Raw genomic sequence first — 15,046 nt, 5'->3', positions numbered from 1 at the left:
AAATACCTACTTTCTAATCAAATCGAATAGTTCATATTTGTTGGAATCATTGACTTTATAATAATCAAGCAACCCTCCGCCGATCGTGAAATCAAACAAGGTAGAGCTTGCGAATCCCCACACTAAAAATAAAATGGTAATCGATGTAGGTAATTTTTTCGGAAATAGGAAAAATGCCAAATAGGCAACAGCCAGCATAATTAAGATATAGATCTCATTTTTCAGCAAAATGGGATAGGTTGAATCATTACAGCGGGCACGCAAAACACATCCCTAAACTGAAATCATATAATCGCCTGGCCATACAGGGTACATTGAAAGGAACGGAACCTATGAAATATAAGATTATTGAAAGAGATCGTTTTAAAGTTGTTGGAATCAAGCGCGAATTATCATGTGAGAATGGTGAGAACTTAACGGAGATCCCCAAAATGTGGGCTGATGTTCATACCGATGGAACGAACGATTTATTAATCAAGGTGAATAATGGGGAAATTAATGGCGTCCTTGGTGTATGTGCTGAAAAACGAGGCACTCAGGTGCAATTAATGGATTACTGGATTGCTACGGAACATACTGGTGAAACGCCTGAAGGTTTATTGAATCTTGAGATACCTGCTTCTAAATGGGCCGTATTTGAAGTTCACGGCGCAATGCCCGATGCTATACAAAAAGTGTGGCAACAAATATATAGCGAATGGTTCCCTTCCAGTCATTACAAGCATGCTGGCACACCTGATTTAGAAGTCTATTCCGCCGGAGATCCTTGGAGCCCTGATTACTACTCTGAAATCTGGATTCCTATAAAATAAAAAATATGTTTCTGATTAAACGTTTGGTTAGCTCTCCAAGCCAGGTATACCATGGATTCCGGCGATTTGATCAGACGTTTGATTAGTCTTTAACCAAAAATTAACTAATGATTAATATTTAGTTCATATTTTATTAATAATAATGAGATATAGTACTTATTAGAGGGGATAGCACGCGTGGCTATCATGGTATTAGGCGTAGGCGGAGCCGATACCTTAGGAAGAGCTCCAGCTTAACAGTTGCTCCCTTAAATATGTAGTCTATTACTTCCTTATTTGTAAATACGAAAACTCAACGGGAGTGCACCTCTTCATAGAAGGAGGTGTGTTCTTTTTTATTGGCAAAGAAGAAGTTTATTCCATCAAACGTTTGATTAGTTAGTTCACCCCTACATAATGGATGACCACGTTTTAATCAAACGTTTGATCAAAATGGCTCCGTTTGTTTGAATGAAACAAACATTCGTTGCCTGTTAACTCTTTTCCTGAACGTCAGTGGGTTTTTCCCACAGTTCAATCCATCTGCCTTCAGGATCAGAAATCCAAATAAATGTTCCAAATTCACTTTGCTCCGGCTCCTTCAAAAGAGGAACCCCGCATTGGTTAAGATGCTCAAGACACTCAGCCATATTGTCAATTTGAAAATTCAACATAACAGATTGCTCTTGAGGAAAATATTCGTTATCCTCTGTAAAAAATGAAAAGGCTGTTTTATTCTCTGCTCCAGGAGTAATGATTGTCATATTCCAATCATTGTCCATAGGGATACCTAGAACGTCGTTATACCATTTTTTTAAAGTTTCTATATTTTTTGATCTCCAAAAGATGCCGCCAAATCCTAATACTTTCATTTTTCCACCCCTTAAATTTAAATACTATACCTTTTAATTTACCCCTTTAATAATTCAAGATTCATTCAACTAATTCCTGTCACTAAATGATTTTTATAGTTTAATACAAAAAAAGCTTGAGGATCATAATCCCCAAGCTCTCATATTCACTATTTACCAATAAACTCCTGTGTCCAATAGTTCCCCTGCGCGACATAACCTACACCAATATAATTGTAGTTCGGGCTGAGAATATTCTTACGGTGTCCTTCACTATTCATCCAAGCTTTGACTACTTCTTCAGGAGTTCGCTGGCCCTTGGCAATATTTTCACCTGCATAACGATAGGTAATCCCATACTTCTTCATCATATCAAATGGTGAACCGTATGTTGGGCTTGTATGGCTAAAGTAACCATTTGCAGACATATCACGTGATTTTTCATGAGCCATTTTGCTAAGTGTTACATCCACTTTAAGGGCCGGTAAGCCATTTTTAGCCCTTTCTTGATTCGTTAAATCAACTACTTTTTGCTCATAAGCACTTAAGGTACTTGTAGTTTGTGTAGTAGCTGTCTCAGTTGCCGGTTGTTGCTGCACAGACTGTGGAGCAGTTTGAGCAGGCTCCTTTGTTTCGACCGTTTGATTCGGTTGAGTTTGAGTTGGCTGCTTTTCGGTATTTTGTGAAATAGTAAATCCTAAACTAGCAAGATATTTCTCAATCACACTATTAATCTCATTCATATTTGACCCTTGGTATACATAGACCTTTTCCTGTACCGACGGGCTATTTGTGGCCGCATGGGCTTTATTTAAGACCGGATTTGACATCATTAATGCCGCTGCAGCTGCAACAGTAAGAATTGCTTTTTTCTTCATCATTGATTCTTCCTCCTATTTCGACAATTTGCCGTTTTTCCACAAATTCATCGTAACATATGATTTTTGTCATATTTGAGGAAGGATTTTACAACAGAATGTATGATCCATTCTAGTAGAAACTTTATCTCAAGCTAACTCCTTATTCTTTAAGTCTCTTTCTCTATCAAGGTAAAACAGTTCTTTTTACACTTTTTCCAAATTAAGGAATAACTTCTAATAATTATAGTGAGAATTAATATTGACACCTCTTGCAAAGAGCATCGTTCTTAACAAATATTTCAAAAAAGTATCGTGTTTTACATTTATTTATTAAGAATAACCGGAGTAAGTGCTTCACTACCTGTTAAAACACCCAGCATATTGTCCGCTGCCAAATGAGCCATCTTCATTCTAGTTTTTACACTTGCACTTCCAATGTGAGGCAGGGTTACCACATTCGGCAGCGTTAATAATGGATGATCCGTTGGTACGGGCTCTTGTTCAAACACATCCAGTCCGGCGCCCCAAATCTCTCCATTTTTCAATGAATGATATAATGCTTCTTCATCAACGATCCCCCCTCTTGCGGTATTGATCAAAATGGCTTCTTTTTTCATAAGCGACAATTCTTCTTTACCGATTAAGTGGTGGACTTCAGGACTGTATGGCAGCAGCAGGCACACAAAATCAGATTGCTGCAACAAGTCCTTCATTTCTCGGTAGTGAATCCCGAGCTTTTCCTCCGTTTCCCGTTTCCGTGTCCGATTATGATAAAGAATGTTCATATCAAAACCTTGTGCCCGCTTAACGAGAGCTTCGCCAATTCTGCCTAATCCAATAATTCCCAGGGTAGCACCATAAATATCCTGTCCAGTCATTTGCATAAGGGACCAGGCGCCCCATTCCCCACTGCGTAAGTATTCAGATCCCTCGACGACTCTTCGTGCTGAAGCCATTAATAGGGCAAACGTTAAATCAGCGGTCGTTTCTGTTAAAACACCAGGCGTGTTGGTAACGACAATTCCCCTCTCCGTTGAGGCTTGAATATCGATATTATTATAGCCAACCGCAATGTTACTAATGACTTGTAACTGTTTTGCTTGATTTAGCACCTCTACGTCAATCTTTTCTGTTAATAGACAGATCAGCCCGTCTACTTCTTCAATTTCTTTTAATAACACCTCCCGAGGAACCGGAACATTTTCTTCATGCCACATCTTCACATGAAATTGACTTGAGAGTTTATCAATAATTTCCCCGGGGAGTTTTCTCGTAATATAAATCGTTTTTTTCAACAATACCTCCACCTTTCAGCATACACATGATTTAAGCTGTAAACATTTCTAAGAAATGTTCAATAACAAGCGAAGACATCCCTAGTGCGGGAGCATTTTTTCCTAAGGAAGAGAGAACTAGTTCCTGATTGTTGCTTAACATGTCATTACTCCTTGAGGAAATAGAGTTTCTAATCGAGTTCATAACCATAGGCAGGGCTTCAACAATGTCATTCCGGATAATAACTGCTTTCGGGTTAAATGTATTTATAATACTTGTTAATCCAATTCCAAGGTAGAAACCGAAATTTTGTAATCCCATTAATATATCTGGATCATTTTGGTTAGCGCGATTAATTAGGTCCTGGCTGGAAGTGAAGCGATTATTTTGTTGAAAAGGCTGCAGTAATGCTTTTTCGGAGGCGTATAATTCCCAGCACCCTTTGTTGCCGCAACTGCATTTGAGTCCGTTATAGTCGATGGTTAGATGTCCCATTTCACCAGCGAATCCATTAACCCCTCGATATATATCATGATTAATGACAATACCAATTCCGATTCCCGTCCCGATGCTCACATAGATTAAGTTCTCGTAATTTTTAGCTGCCCCAAAGACTTTTTCTCCATAGGCACCGGCATTCGCTTCATTTTCAATAAAAACAGGTACTTGAAATTCCTTTTCGATATCAGCTTTTAAGTCTAGTTGATAATTCCAATCGATATTCGGTGTGAAAATAACCTTTTGCTCTGTACTGACTAGACCAGGTACGCATACCCCTATACCAATCAAACCATAAGGAGATTCTGGGATTTGATTGCTAAGTTCCTTAATCATTGAAAATAATAAATCTTTGTTGGAATCAAGAGAAGGTTCCTTTAGATGATGGAATTGATTTACGACGATGTTTCCTTTTAAATCTGTTAGAATTCCATTGATAGATTCAACGCCGATATCAATTCCGATGGAATAACCGGCATTTTTATTAAAAACAAGCATCACAGGCTTTCTTCCGCCGCTGGATTGCCCTTGTCCAATTTCAAAAATCAGCTTCTTTTCTATTAATGTATTTACTTGGGAAGATACGGTCGATTTATTTAATCCTGTTTTTTCAGATAATCTAGCTCTCGAGATTGGAGAATTAGAAACAATTTCATTCAGTAATACCTTCTGGTTCATTTTTTTTACTAATATTTGATCAGCGATCATCAATTGTTTGCACCCCATTTGTATAATGCGTAAATTAAGTATCAATTATTTTAGTATTATTATTCCATTATAAATCAACTTTCTGGGGAATTATACTTAAATAGTTCGAAATAAACGATTGATTAAAGCCATTTGTTTTTTTGAGACACACTAAAATATCAGTTCCTTTATTCGAACAACAAACAAATTATCTGTTACTCTTTCTCACTAAAAAAGGGCTGAATATCCAGCCCTCGTTGTTTGTTTTATTATTAGAGATTGAAATTAGTCTTAAAAATTCGAGAAGAAAGGCAGGATGATTAAGCAAAGACAAAGAAAAAATATGGCCATTGCACCTATTTTTTCTTTGTCCTTCCACACGGAAACACCGAATCCTATGGTATAAAGAATAATTAAAAATAAACTCATGTAAATAAATATTTTCAACTATGCCCCCACCCTTGGAGGTTTTTTTGTTCTTTTACCATAATCAATAATTTTAACATCTACTTTCACATGAATGTCCGCTTTCTGATATGATTTTCCCCAATTGAATTTTTTATATTCCTGAATCGTCCCAAAGTATTTTCGGGCATACATGGATAATGGAAATGGTACACCTTTAAATTTTGTTTGTGTTTTTTTTAACAATTTTTCATTCAGTGTTTCTATATGAGCGGCTATTTGTTTCTTTACGATTTGTTGATTTTTTTTCTCCGTATAGTTAACCATAGATGGGTTTGATATAATTTCTATCTTTAAAGGAATGGTTATAAAAATCTTTGGCCTTTGACCCTTTAAGTCCATCTTCACTTTATTATTTTCTGTTTTCATGATTCTTGCTGCAAACTGCAACTTGTCTTTTGAAAAAGGATCAGGTATATCAACCAAAATATCTTGGATACTTGTTGAATCATCTAGAATATTAATATTCCGTGTTTCTTGACCGGTTAGCTTATCAATCATCACGCCATTTTTGAAGACAGCTGACCCAATAAACTGTGCAGCTCCCACTTCGCCCGTAGCATTCAATTGCCCTGCCATGTATTCATCTTCACTTCTTACCTCAGGATTCTTTTCCTTATTGGCTGTTGTGTACATCGCCAAATAGTAATCTGTCCCTCTTTCCAATGTTTTAAAAAAACGAAAGAGGGTGGAATCTGGGATGAACCCATTTTCAATGCCGTGGTCGATCATGAATTGAAAATATTTATGTGGTCTTGTTTCCATTTTCGGCCGATTCCTAATAAAATACTCACTTGCCTTTTCTTTAGATATGGCTAAATAACAATCCAAGCGAATGTCTTTATCCTTTAAGATGTCGTAAAACTTCTTAATAAAATCTTTGTCATGTGCATATTCCTCGGAGACAACAATAATCTTTAATAGTTCATAACTAATATCCCGGGAGATAACGGAATTGCCAGTAGCCTTCGCCGCAATGAAATCATTGGCATCAAACGTGACAATTTCCCGAGGCTTTTCGGTTGACCCGCCACCGCCTTGAATACTGCCTACTTCCGCATTGGCTAATAACATGGTGACTTTGATTTTCCCTTCAATTTTGGAGCGATCTAATCCTAGTCCGATCACATAGGCTTTGTCTTCAATTTCTTGACGATCCCAACAACCTGTTAATAAACAAACAATGAGGAAAAACAACAAAATTCTACATACTGCCTCTGTTTTTTTCATGTTTAAATTCTCCCTTTAGCAGTGCCGCCAGCCATAAAGTGATCGAAACAACCAAAAATGTAGGACCAATAACACTTCTTAATATCGGTTTCAGTTGGAGACTGAGGTCATAAGGTGATTCCGGAATGGATCCAATCAAAAAATAAATTGCTGCCAGTGCTGGAATGAGGAATTCAAAATTTTTAATTTTAAATAGTTGACCGAACATAAGTGCATTTATGTACAAAAATACGGCAAAACGAATAAATGCCGCCATTAACCAAGTGACGAAAAATACAATTTCGATATTCGGAAAAAAAGTCCCAATTGAAATAAAACGAATCACTGTGTGGAATGGATAACCAACTCCTCTTAAGGATACATCAAACATACAGATGAAAATGATAATACCCACACTTAATTGGATGCTGACGTAAACTAAGGCTATCCACGTGCCTTTTCGAAAATCTTTGTATGAGGTGATAGACGGTATAATCAAGGCAAACAGAAAAAACTCAGAAAAAAGGGATAGATTTAGGGTGCTTTGCTTCAATAATTCAAGTTTTCCAGGACCCCAAATGGGGAATAGGGATTGAATACTGCTATCTTGAGTACTTAATACGAACGAAAGGAACAAGAAAACGACTGCATAGTAAACAACCAGATAGGCAACTGATCCGATATGCTGAATTCCCTTTTTCGCACCATATACACAAACGCCCATTAAGATGGCATAGATGATGACAATCGGTGTCCTATTAAAATAAAACGTCCTTATGATCGTTGTATACGTTCTTGAATCGAACGAAATGGAAAATACATTGATGATAAATATTAGAAAACAGACAAAAAACCCCAGATATTTTCCGAGTAATTTTTGAATAACAGCAAATAGATTTTTGTTTTGATACAACGACATGGTCTTTAGTAATAAAAAGAGCGGGATAAAAGAGATTGCGGCCGTTATGATTGGGATCATCCATGCTGCGTTTTGGACCTTTTGAAACAGAGCAGTCGGTGTGTCTTCAGTTACTTTGGCACCAACCATTAAAATGGCGATGGACAGATATTCACGGATCCCAATTTTTCCAGGTTGATGCTTCATAGGTTTTTTTATCCCTTTCTTTGTTTGACAGTATCCTTTGGATTTAAATACCCTGGGCGAAACCTTTCTTTCATGGGAACATGACGAATAATTAAGTCTTTTGAAGAAATAAAATGCGGCGTCATGGGTGCAAAGTAAGGAATTCCAAATGATGTTAATGAAGCTAAATAAAAAAGTCCCGGTATAAATAGAGCGACTGCGCCATAAATCCCCATAAAGGTTGCCGCCAAAATAAATAAAAAGCGCGATATGCGAATAGCAAAATTCATGCTCACATCACTGATAATAAATGAGCTTAAGCCACTTAAGGCAATAACAATGATGACAATCGGACTAATAATATTCGCTTGAACAGCAGCCTGTCCTAAAATTAATGCACCGACAATCCCAATCGTTGGACCAATAGGGGTTGGTACACGTAGTCCCGCTTCTCGAATGAGTTCAAAGGCGATTTCCATCATTAATATTTCAACGGTCGACGGAAAAGGGACACGTTCCCTTGTCCCGGCAATGGCCATTAATAAATCAGGCGGGATCATCCCTACATGATAATTTGTAATTGCAATATATAAGGGCGATGCAAACATGGCAACAAACAACGCTTGAAACCGCAAAAACCTGATGAAATTCCCATAGGGTGTACGTAGGTAATTATCTTCCGGCGAATGAAACATTGACCAAAAGGTAGCAGGCAGTATCAGACAACTTGGAGAATTTGTCATTAATAAAACGATATGGCCTTCCTCGATGAAGGAGGTGGCCCGGTCCGGACGTTCTGTATATAATATGGACGGAAACAATGACCTTGGCCGTTCTTCTAGATATTGCTCTAAAATACTTAGATCAAGAATTCTATCCGTATCGAGAGAAGCTAACTTGTCTTTTATCGTTTGAAGCAATTCATCATTTACTAGGTCTTTTTCATAAACCAAAAATACATCGTTTCTGGATCGTTTCGAAATAACCTTTGCCTCAACAATAAGATTTTCATTTCTTATCTTTTTGCGAAGTAAGGAAATATTATCCATTACCTTTTCATTAAAAGCTTCCTTTGCCCCTTTTACAATCACTTCATTTTCGGATTTCTCTATGGAACGGCCTGTAATTTTCGTCGTTTCAAATAAGTAGCATTGTGTATCGCCATCCACAAAGAGTGCAGTGACTCCACCTGTAATAAATTCCGTAATTTCCCTAATATTTGTTGCGGTTCTTTCACTTGGGTAGGAAGTGATATTTTGAATCTTACCTGACGGCTGAATATTACCAATTAATTTTTCCATGATGCCCTCTTGAATGCTTTGTGCGTCGACCATCGTAGTTATGTAAATGATAAAAGCACGGAGGTTAAGTGAACCGATGGTAAACTCACGTACCTTAACATCGATATTCATAGGCATACTGAAAATGGATTTAAATGTCACTAAATTTTGATCGTAACTACTGCTAATATCTTGTTTTTTTAATTCAATTTCCTGTGTATTGGACTGTTCACTAAATTGTGGTTCTGGATTGAGCTTCTTAAAAAACTGCTTTAAGATTTTTTTCTGCAAAATGAACCACCCCCTAATTTTTATATTGTTTTCCATTTTTAAGGGTATTTATGTACAGATTAGTAAGGATTCGGGCATATTTAATGGTTGATTTTTATTTGTTTCCAGTTATACCATAGTAAGATGATGTCGCTGCTGTAAAAAGCAGTTATGTAATCATTCATATGGATTTAAGAACAGGGGTGGATCTATTATGAAAGGAAAAATCAGACTTGTTTTGACGATGCTCATTTTTGGGAGCATCGGGGTTTTTGTAAGAAAGATTGACCTGTCTTCAAGTGAAATTGCCTTCTTACGGGGTGTCATCGGATGTCTGTTTCTGCTTATTGCTAGTTTCCTGGTCAAACATAAGCCATCTTTTCAATCACTTAAAGAAAATGCGCTTCTGCTTCTATTATCAGGTGCAGCAATTGGATTAAATTGGATTTTTCTTTTTGAGTCCTATCGCTATACGACTATATCCAATGCCACGATAAGCTATTACTTCGCACCGATTTTTGTGATGATCTTAGCCCCATGGATTCTTAAAGAAAAATTGACGAGCGTGAAGATTATATGCATTGCTTCGGCAATGATTGGTTTGTTTTTAATCGTTAATCCTGGTGCTGGCGGCACGAGCGGTTCACAGAATCATACGTTAGGGATTTTTTACGGCCTTTTAGCGGCAGCATTTTATGCTAGTGTGATCCTAATGAATAAATTCATCAAAAATTTATCAGGTTTTGAAACAACGGTAGTGCAATTAATGGCAGGAGCTCTGGTTCTGTTTCCATATGTACTCTGGCAGGGTAATTTAAACCTGGGTAGTTTAGACACAACCTCCATTATTTTCATCTTAATTCTAGGGATTGTACATACTGGTTTTGCTTATTTTTTATACTTTACTTCTCTCCAAGAACTAAAGGGGCAGACGATTGCGGTACTCAGCTATATCGATCCGATATCAGCCGTGATTATTGCCGCGATTTTCTTAAACGAAGGCATGTCACTAATTCAAATGATAGGCGGTGCTCTTGTCTTAGGCTCCACGTTCTTGAGCGAAAAGCTGGAATTAAAAATCTCCAAAAAAGGTCAGACTCCCACTACTTCACCGTAATGGAAGGCTGACCCTTTTTTATCCTATTATTCTCCTATACTTTAAGACTCCATTTCATTAGAAGAGCTTTCTTGCCCGTGTTGCGCCTCACAACTTTAATTGTGTTATACTTTAGAAAGTTTGTTCTACAGTGGAGGTTTAAGTAGTGGAGTTACTAAAATCAAATACCTATTCGAAATCGACTTACATCATATGGCTCATTATTGGGATTGTACTAATTGCCTTTAATTTGCGTCCTGCGATTACATCAGTAGGACCGTTAGTTGGAATGATTCAGAAAGATGTGGGGCTAGCCCATTGGAGCGCGGGCTTATTAATGAGTTTGCCTTTAATTGTTTTTGCCATTATGTCACCAATTGTACCAAAGCTCGCCAACCGTTTAACGAATGAGACAGCTTTAGTAGTTGGTTTGATCTCTCTTTTAATAGGCATTGTCATTCGATCTATTCCCATGGCGTTTTTTCTTTTCACAGGGACTTTGTTTATTGGGGTCGGGATAGCGATTGGAAATGTCTTATTACCTGCGATTGCAAAGGACAAATTCCCAGACCAATTTGGGCTGATGACAAGTGTTTATTCAACATCCATGGGATTAGTTGCCTCCTTAGCATCCGGAGTTAGTGTTCCGTTAGCAGTGGGAATGAACCTTGGATGGAAGGGTGCCTTAAACGTTTGGGGGATTCCCGCTGTCGCAGCGATTTTGGTGTGGATATTCCTTTCTAAATTTAATCAAGGAAATCAAAAGGAGATTAGAAAAGTCACTCCGAGCTCGAATCATGTCTGGCGTTCGCCGCTTGCCTGGCAAATCGCTATATTTATGGGGTTTCAATCTTTTTTATTTTACGTAACGATTTCCTGGTTACCTGAAATCTTACATAGCCATGGATTGAGTATGGAAACAGCAGGCTGGCTCTTGTCATTTAGTCAAATTGTCGGACTACCGGCTAGTTTCTTCATCCCTGTAATTGCTGGACGGTATCGTTCGCAAGTATGGATATCTTTTGTGTTAGGCATATGCTCTATCATTGGTTACGGAGGATTACTGTTAGGCTCTTCTTATCCGATTTTAATCGTAAGTATTATCATTATTGGAATCGCATTGGGAGGAACTTTTCCACTAGCTCTAAGTTATATTGGCCTCCGCTCTAAGAGTGCCGGCGAGGCAGCCGATTTATCTGGGATGGCACAATCAACGGGTTATATCTTAGCTGCAGTAGGTCCCTTGTTTATTGGATTTTTGTATGATTTCACCCATATGTGGATGATTCCGCTAATTACCTTAATCATAATCTCTTTCATCGTTATGCTGTTCGGGATGATGTCGGGCCGAGACAAATATGTGTAGTAGTGGGGAATACTAGATTAAATACTTGGCGCACGGTGACAGTCACTGTGCGCCATCATTTTATATTTTCTTCTTCCATTTAATGGACCCGCTATCACTGTGAGGATGACTATTCGACTTTAATCGTTTGTATTCATGTTCTAATTCTGTTAAAGAAAACTTCGAAAGCTGTTCCTCATTTTCAAATACTTTAAAGGTAAGCAATATATTTATTAATGTTTTCCTTCTTTGTTCTACAGCATTCCGAAGGATATTCTCCATACCATCCTCTCCTTTATTTGTTTCCCCTAAAGAATTACTTAGCAATCCAATCATTCAAATCAAAGTCTTTTTTGGCAAATTTCCCTTCCACTAGAAATGTTTTCGTACCATCCAATAACTTGAGTCCTTCAGTGGACAATGCATCGGATTTCAAATTATTAAGCGGCAAAGAATCTTTCATTACTTCGACTGGATAACCGACTTGCTCTGATTGAAATTGATAAAAATCCTCCGGTTTCTTTAATAAATCCGCTAATGATTGTTTACGGGCTTCATTCCAAATCGATAGAAAATCTGGATTCTTCGCTAAATAATCCTCAGTAATAACGGTGACCGTGCTTCCTAGTAACTCTGGATGATCCTTTGCCTCATCAATGACTGGATATCCTTTCGACTTGATTAGCGGACCTGAGTTTGTCGGAAACGCATAAGCAGCAATGTCATTTCGTTCTAATGCTGCTTCCGCATCACTAGAAAGCATGCTAACAATCTTTACATCCTTATCCAAGCCCTTTTCTTTAAGTACTCCGGTTAGGTAGCGATACATGTAGGATCCAAACTGAGTGGCAACTGTTTTCCCTTTTAAATCTTCGATAGTCTTCACTCCGTTTTTAGGAGTAATTAACCAGACATTGCTGTTAATGGCCGCTTGGTTAATCAAACGTGTTTTCAGCCCGTTCGATCTGCCGACAATTGCTGGGGTATCTCCTAAAATACCAATATCTAATTCTCCTGCAGCAATCGCTTCATTTAGAGGTGGACCATTTGGAAAAGCATGAAATTCAAATTTTTCCACACCTATTTTTTTCAATTTTTCCTGAAGTAATTGATGTTGAATCCCCCAGCCATCCACTCCTGTTGGAATATTATCTTTCGTTGATCCAATATAACCAATCCGTAAGGTCTTTGACTGGGAGTTATTAGATTCCTTTGAGTTGGTTGAAGAAGCGTTGTTTGAGCACCCTGCAACTACTATCAAAATAATAGTTGCAAACAGAAAGCCTACTAAGCCCCTTAATAATGGTTTTTGCTCATTGCTAATACTCATGAAAATCCTCCTACTGGATCATTAATGTCCTGGTAATTTACTCATCATCTGAAACATTTTATAAGAAGCATCTGAAGCGGCACTTGGGCTCTGACCTTTTCCCCAGCCAATTTCTCTTCGATAACTTCCCAAAACTCCGCTTTGGACCAGTTCTTCCTCATTTACTGTCACTTCATCTACATTTGGAGATACATACATAGCATCTACAGGGCAATAAACTTCACACATAAAGCAAGTCTGGCAATCATCTTTCCTAGCAATCACAGGAACTTTCCCTTTTTCCTGGTCAAATACGCCAGTAGGACACACGGAAACACATAAACCGCAGCTTACACATTTTGATGGACTAATAAATTCAATCATCTTCTCATTCCTTCCTGTTGATGCAAAGTTTTATCAGGTTTTACCCAAATCTCATCCAATCCCCCAGTAAGAATTCGATAATGGAAATTGGAGTCTTGTTCCTTATAATCTAACCGTTTATGCATCCCCCTTGTCTCCCTCCGCTCTATAGCCGAAGAATACATCCATCGAGCGGTAGCCGTCATAGCAGCGGCTTCTCTTACTCTCACAACATTCGATTCGTTTGCTAGGAGACCTAATCGAAGTTCCTCCCAAATCAGGTCAAGACGTTGTAAAGACGACTGAAGCGTCTTTTCTGTTCTAAATAAGTTAATTTCAGTAGGCGTTACTTCTGCTTGGACGCTTTCCGTAACTTCATATAATACCGAACCTTTTTTGTTTGATTTGCTCCACCCCGCTGCAATGGGTGTAGTAGAAATCCCTTTTACATCCCGTTTCGAGGCATTTGAACCTTGCTTTAAGGCATACTCACCTGCTGCTTCACCGGCCCAAGAACCCGATGACATTGCCCAGGCAGCATTATGGCTGCCTCCACCCGTAAATCCTCCGCAAATTAATTCTCGGGTTGCGGCATCTCCAGCTGCATATAATCCAGGTACCTTCGTTTCACAATTCTCATTGATAAGATGGATGCCGCCCGTCCCACGAACGGTCCCTTCTAATCTTAAAGTCACTGGAAATCGGTCCGTGAATGGATTAATACTCAACCTGTTAAAAGGAACGAAGAAATTCGGCTGTGCTTTTCGCATCCATTTTTGCATTTCTTCATCTGCTTTATCGAGCCTTGCATACACGGGCTGTGTTTGCAGTGTCTTCGCGATCACGGACCGACCTCTTTGAGAACCTGCTCCTTCAATGACTGAACCATCCTGATAGTAAAATGTTGCCCATGTATACAATGCTGTTTTTGTTACCGATGAAAAAGCTGGAGCAATGGCATAAGCATTTGAAAATTCCATCCCAGACAGATTGGCCCCTGCTTCAGCGGCAAGTAAATACCCGTCACCGGTTAAAACATTGGTTCCCAATGCCCTGCTTAGAAAGGCACATCCCCCAGAAGCGATAACAACGGCTACAGCCTTTACTTTCCAGCGTTCCCCTGTTTCACTAAAAACACCGGCTGCCCCACCCACACCGTGTTCATCTGCCAGAAGCTCAAGTGCAGGGCTATGATCCCAAATTTTCACCCCTGCTTTTTTCACCTGTTTCCGCATCAACCGCATATAATCTGGCCCCTGCAAACTCCTCCGATGCTTAAATCCGTTATCATCTAGTGGGAAAGGATATCCCCATGTATCTAATTGGTGGATATTGCTATACGTTCGGTTTAATACGTTTTTCATCCATTTTCGATCCTGTAAATATCCCCCAAGCGCTTCTCTACTCTTCATTGCCTTTTCTTGCTCCTCCGGGGTTGGATTCACAAACCAAACTCCTGTCCCTGATGGCGCCGTCGCACCACTTGTTCCACAGTACCCTTTATCGACAAGAATGACCCTTGCTCCTTTGGAAGCGGCATTAATCGCTGCCCATGTCCCTGATGGTCCACCACCAATTACTAATACATCCGTTTCTACTTCTCGTTCTCCCTTTTGTTGTAATCCTAATTGTTTACTCATGAATACGAACCTCCTTTAGTAGC

At 38.7% G+C, this 15,046-nt stretch carries 15 protein-coding genes; 3 read left to right on the top strand and 12 right to left on the bottom strand.

Going from position 1 to position 15,046, the window contains the following annotated elements; translation table 11 throughout:
- Positions 1-6: 6 nt before the first annotated feature.
- Entirely contained in the window at positions 7-264 is a 258-nt protein-coding gene (locus tag AC4QJR_RS04220; RefSeq protein WP_496525409.1) for a hypothetical protein, read from the bottom strand.
- A gap of 68 nt (positions 265-332) precedes the next feature.
- Between AC4QJR_RS04220 and AC4QJR_RS04215 the strand changes: the two genes are divergently transcribed.
- Positions 333-812, top strand: coding sequence for a GyrI-like domain-containing protein (locus AC4QJR_RS04215; RefSeq protein ID WP_251460973.1), 480 nt, complete (start codon positions 333-335; stop codon positions 810-812).
- A gap of 473 nt (positions 813-1,285) precedes the next feature.
- On the opposite strand, the gene AC4QJR_RS04210 is transcribed toward AC4QJR_RS04215, so the two are convergent.
- From AC4QJR_RS04210 to AC4QJR_RS04180, 7 genes are all read right to left on the bottom strand, one after another.
- Positions 1,286-1,663: a VOC family protein gene (locus AC4QJR_RS04210; protein ID WP_251460971.1), complete on the bottom strand. Its 378-nt coding sequence runs from the start codon at positions 1,661-1,663 to the stop codon at positions 1,286-1,288.
- A 149-nt stretch (positions 1,664-1,812) separates the two neighbouring features.
- Positions 1,813-2,520 (bottom strand): CAP domain-containing protein, encoded by a 708-nt coding sequence (locus AC4QJR_RS04205; protein WP_496526616.1) that lies wholly within the window; start codon positions 2,518-2,520, stop codon positions 1,813-1,815.
- 305 nt (positions 2,521-2,825) lie between these two features.
- Positions 2,826-3,797, bottom strand: coding sequence for a 2-hydroxyacid dehydrogenase (locus AC4QJR_RS04200; RefSeq protein WP_496525408.1), 972 nt, complete (start codon positions 3,795-3,797; stop codon positions 2,826-2,828).
- Positions 3,798-3,828: 31 nt separating this feature from the next.
- Positions 3,829-4,986 (bottom strand): ROK family protein, encoded by a 1,158-nt coding sequence (locus AC4QJR_RS04195; RefSeq protein WP_496525407.1) that lies wholly within the window; start codon positions 4,984-4,986, stop codon positions 3,829-3,831.
- A 423-nt stretch (positions 4,987-5,409) separates the two neighbouring features.
- The gene (locus AC4QJR_RS04190) at positions 5,410-6,657 is read right to left on the bottom strand and encodes a Ger(x)C family spore germination protein (protein WP_496525406.1); all 1,248 of its coding nucleotides are present in this window, start codon (positions 6,655-6,657) and stop codon (positions 5,410-5,412) included.
- A complete protein-coding gene (locus AC4QJR_RS04185) occupies positions 6,632-7,741 on the bottom strand; it encodes a GerAB/ArcD/ProY family transporter (RefSeq protein ID WP_098575896.1) in 1,110 nt (369 codons plus the stop codon). The genes AC4QJR_RS04190 and AC4QJR_RS04185 overlap by 26 nt, the downstream gene beginning before the upstream one ends.
- Before the next feature lie 8 nt (positions 7,742-7,749).
- The gene (locus AC4QJR_RS04180) at positions 7,750-9,291 is read right to left on the bottom strand and encodes a spore germination protein (protein WP_496525405.1); all 1,542 of its coding nucleotides are present in this window, start codon (positions 9,289-9,291) and stop codon (positions 7,750-7,752) included.
- Positions 9,292-9,484: 193 nt separating this feature from the next.
- Between AC4QJR_RS04180 and AC4QJR_RS04175 the strand changes: the two genes are divergently transcribed.
- Both AC4QJR_RS04175 and AC4QJR_RS04170 read left to right on the top strand, forming a co-directional pair.
- Positions 9,485-10,387, top strand: coding sequence for a DMT family transporter (locus tag AC4QJR_RS04175; RefSeq protein WP_496525404.1), 903 nt, complete (start codon positions 9,485-9,487; stop codon positions 10,385-10,387).
- Positions 10,388-10,532: 145 nt separating this feature from the next.
- Positions 10,533-11,732, top strand: a complete 1,200-nt coding sequence (locus AC4QJR_RS04170; protein WP_375374459.1) for a CynX/NimT family MFS transporter — start codon at positions 10,533-10,535, stop codon at positions 11,730-11,732.
- Positions 11,733-11,792: 60 nt separating this feature from the next.
- Here the strand turns inward: AC4QJR_RS04170 and fbpA are convergent, their stop codons facing one another.
- From fbpA to AC4QJR_RS04150, 4 genes are read right to left on the bottom strand one after another with little or no spacing between them, the layout of a single operon-like run.
- Positions 11,793-11,993, bottom strand: coding sequence for a Fur-regulated basic protein FbpA (gene fbpA, locus AC4QJR_RS04165; protein ID WP_496525403.1), 201 nt, complete (start codon positions 11,991-11,993; stop codon positions 11,793-11,795).
- A gap of 34 nt (positions 11,994-12,027) precedes the next feature.
- A complete protein-coding gene (locus AC4QJR_RS04160; RefSeq protein ID WP_496525402.1) occupies positions 12,028-13,041 on the bottom strand; it encodes an ABC transporter substrate-binding protein in 1,014 nt (337 codons plus the stop codon).
- A gap of 21 nt (positions 13,042-13,062) precedes the next feature.
- The gene (locus AC4QJR_RS04155) at positions 13,063-13,404 is read right to left on the bottom strand and encodes a 4Fe-4S dicluster domain-containing protein (RefSeq protein WP_496525401.1); all 342 of its coding nucleotides are present in this window, start codon (positions 13,402-13,404) and stop codon (positions 13,063-13,065) included.
- On the bottom strand, positions 13,401-15,023 hold the full coding sequence (locus tag AC4QJR_RS04150) for an FAD-dependent oxidoreductase (RefSeq protein WP_496525400.1): 1,623 nt from the start codon (positions 15,021-15,023) through the stop codon (positions 13,401-13,403). Before AC4QJR_RS04150 ends, AC4QJR_RS04155 begins: the two co-directional genes overlap by 4 nt.
- Positions 15,024-15,046 lie beyond the last annotated feature (23 nt).

Source organism: Neobacillus sp. BP17 (genome assembly GCF_059579525.1).
Note: the sequence above shows the minus strand (reverse complement) of the source record. Positions and strands in the feature narration are given on the sequence as shown.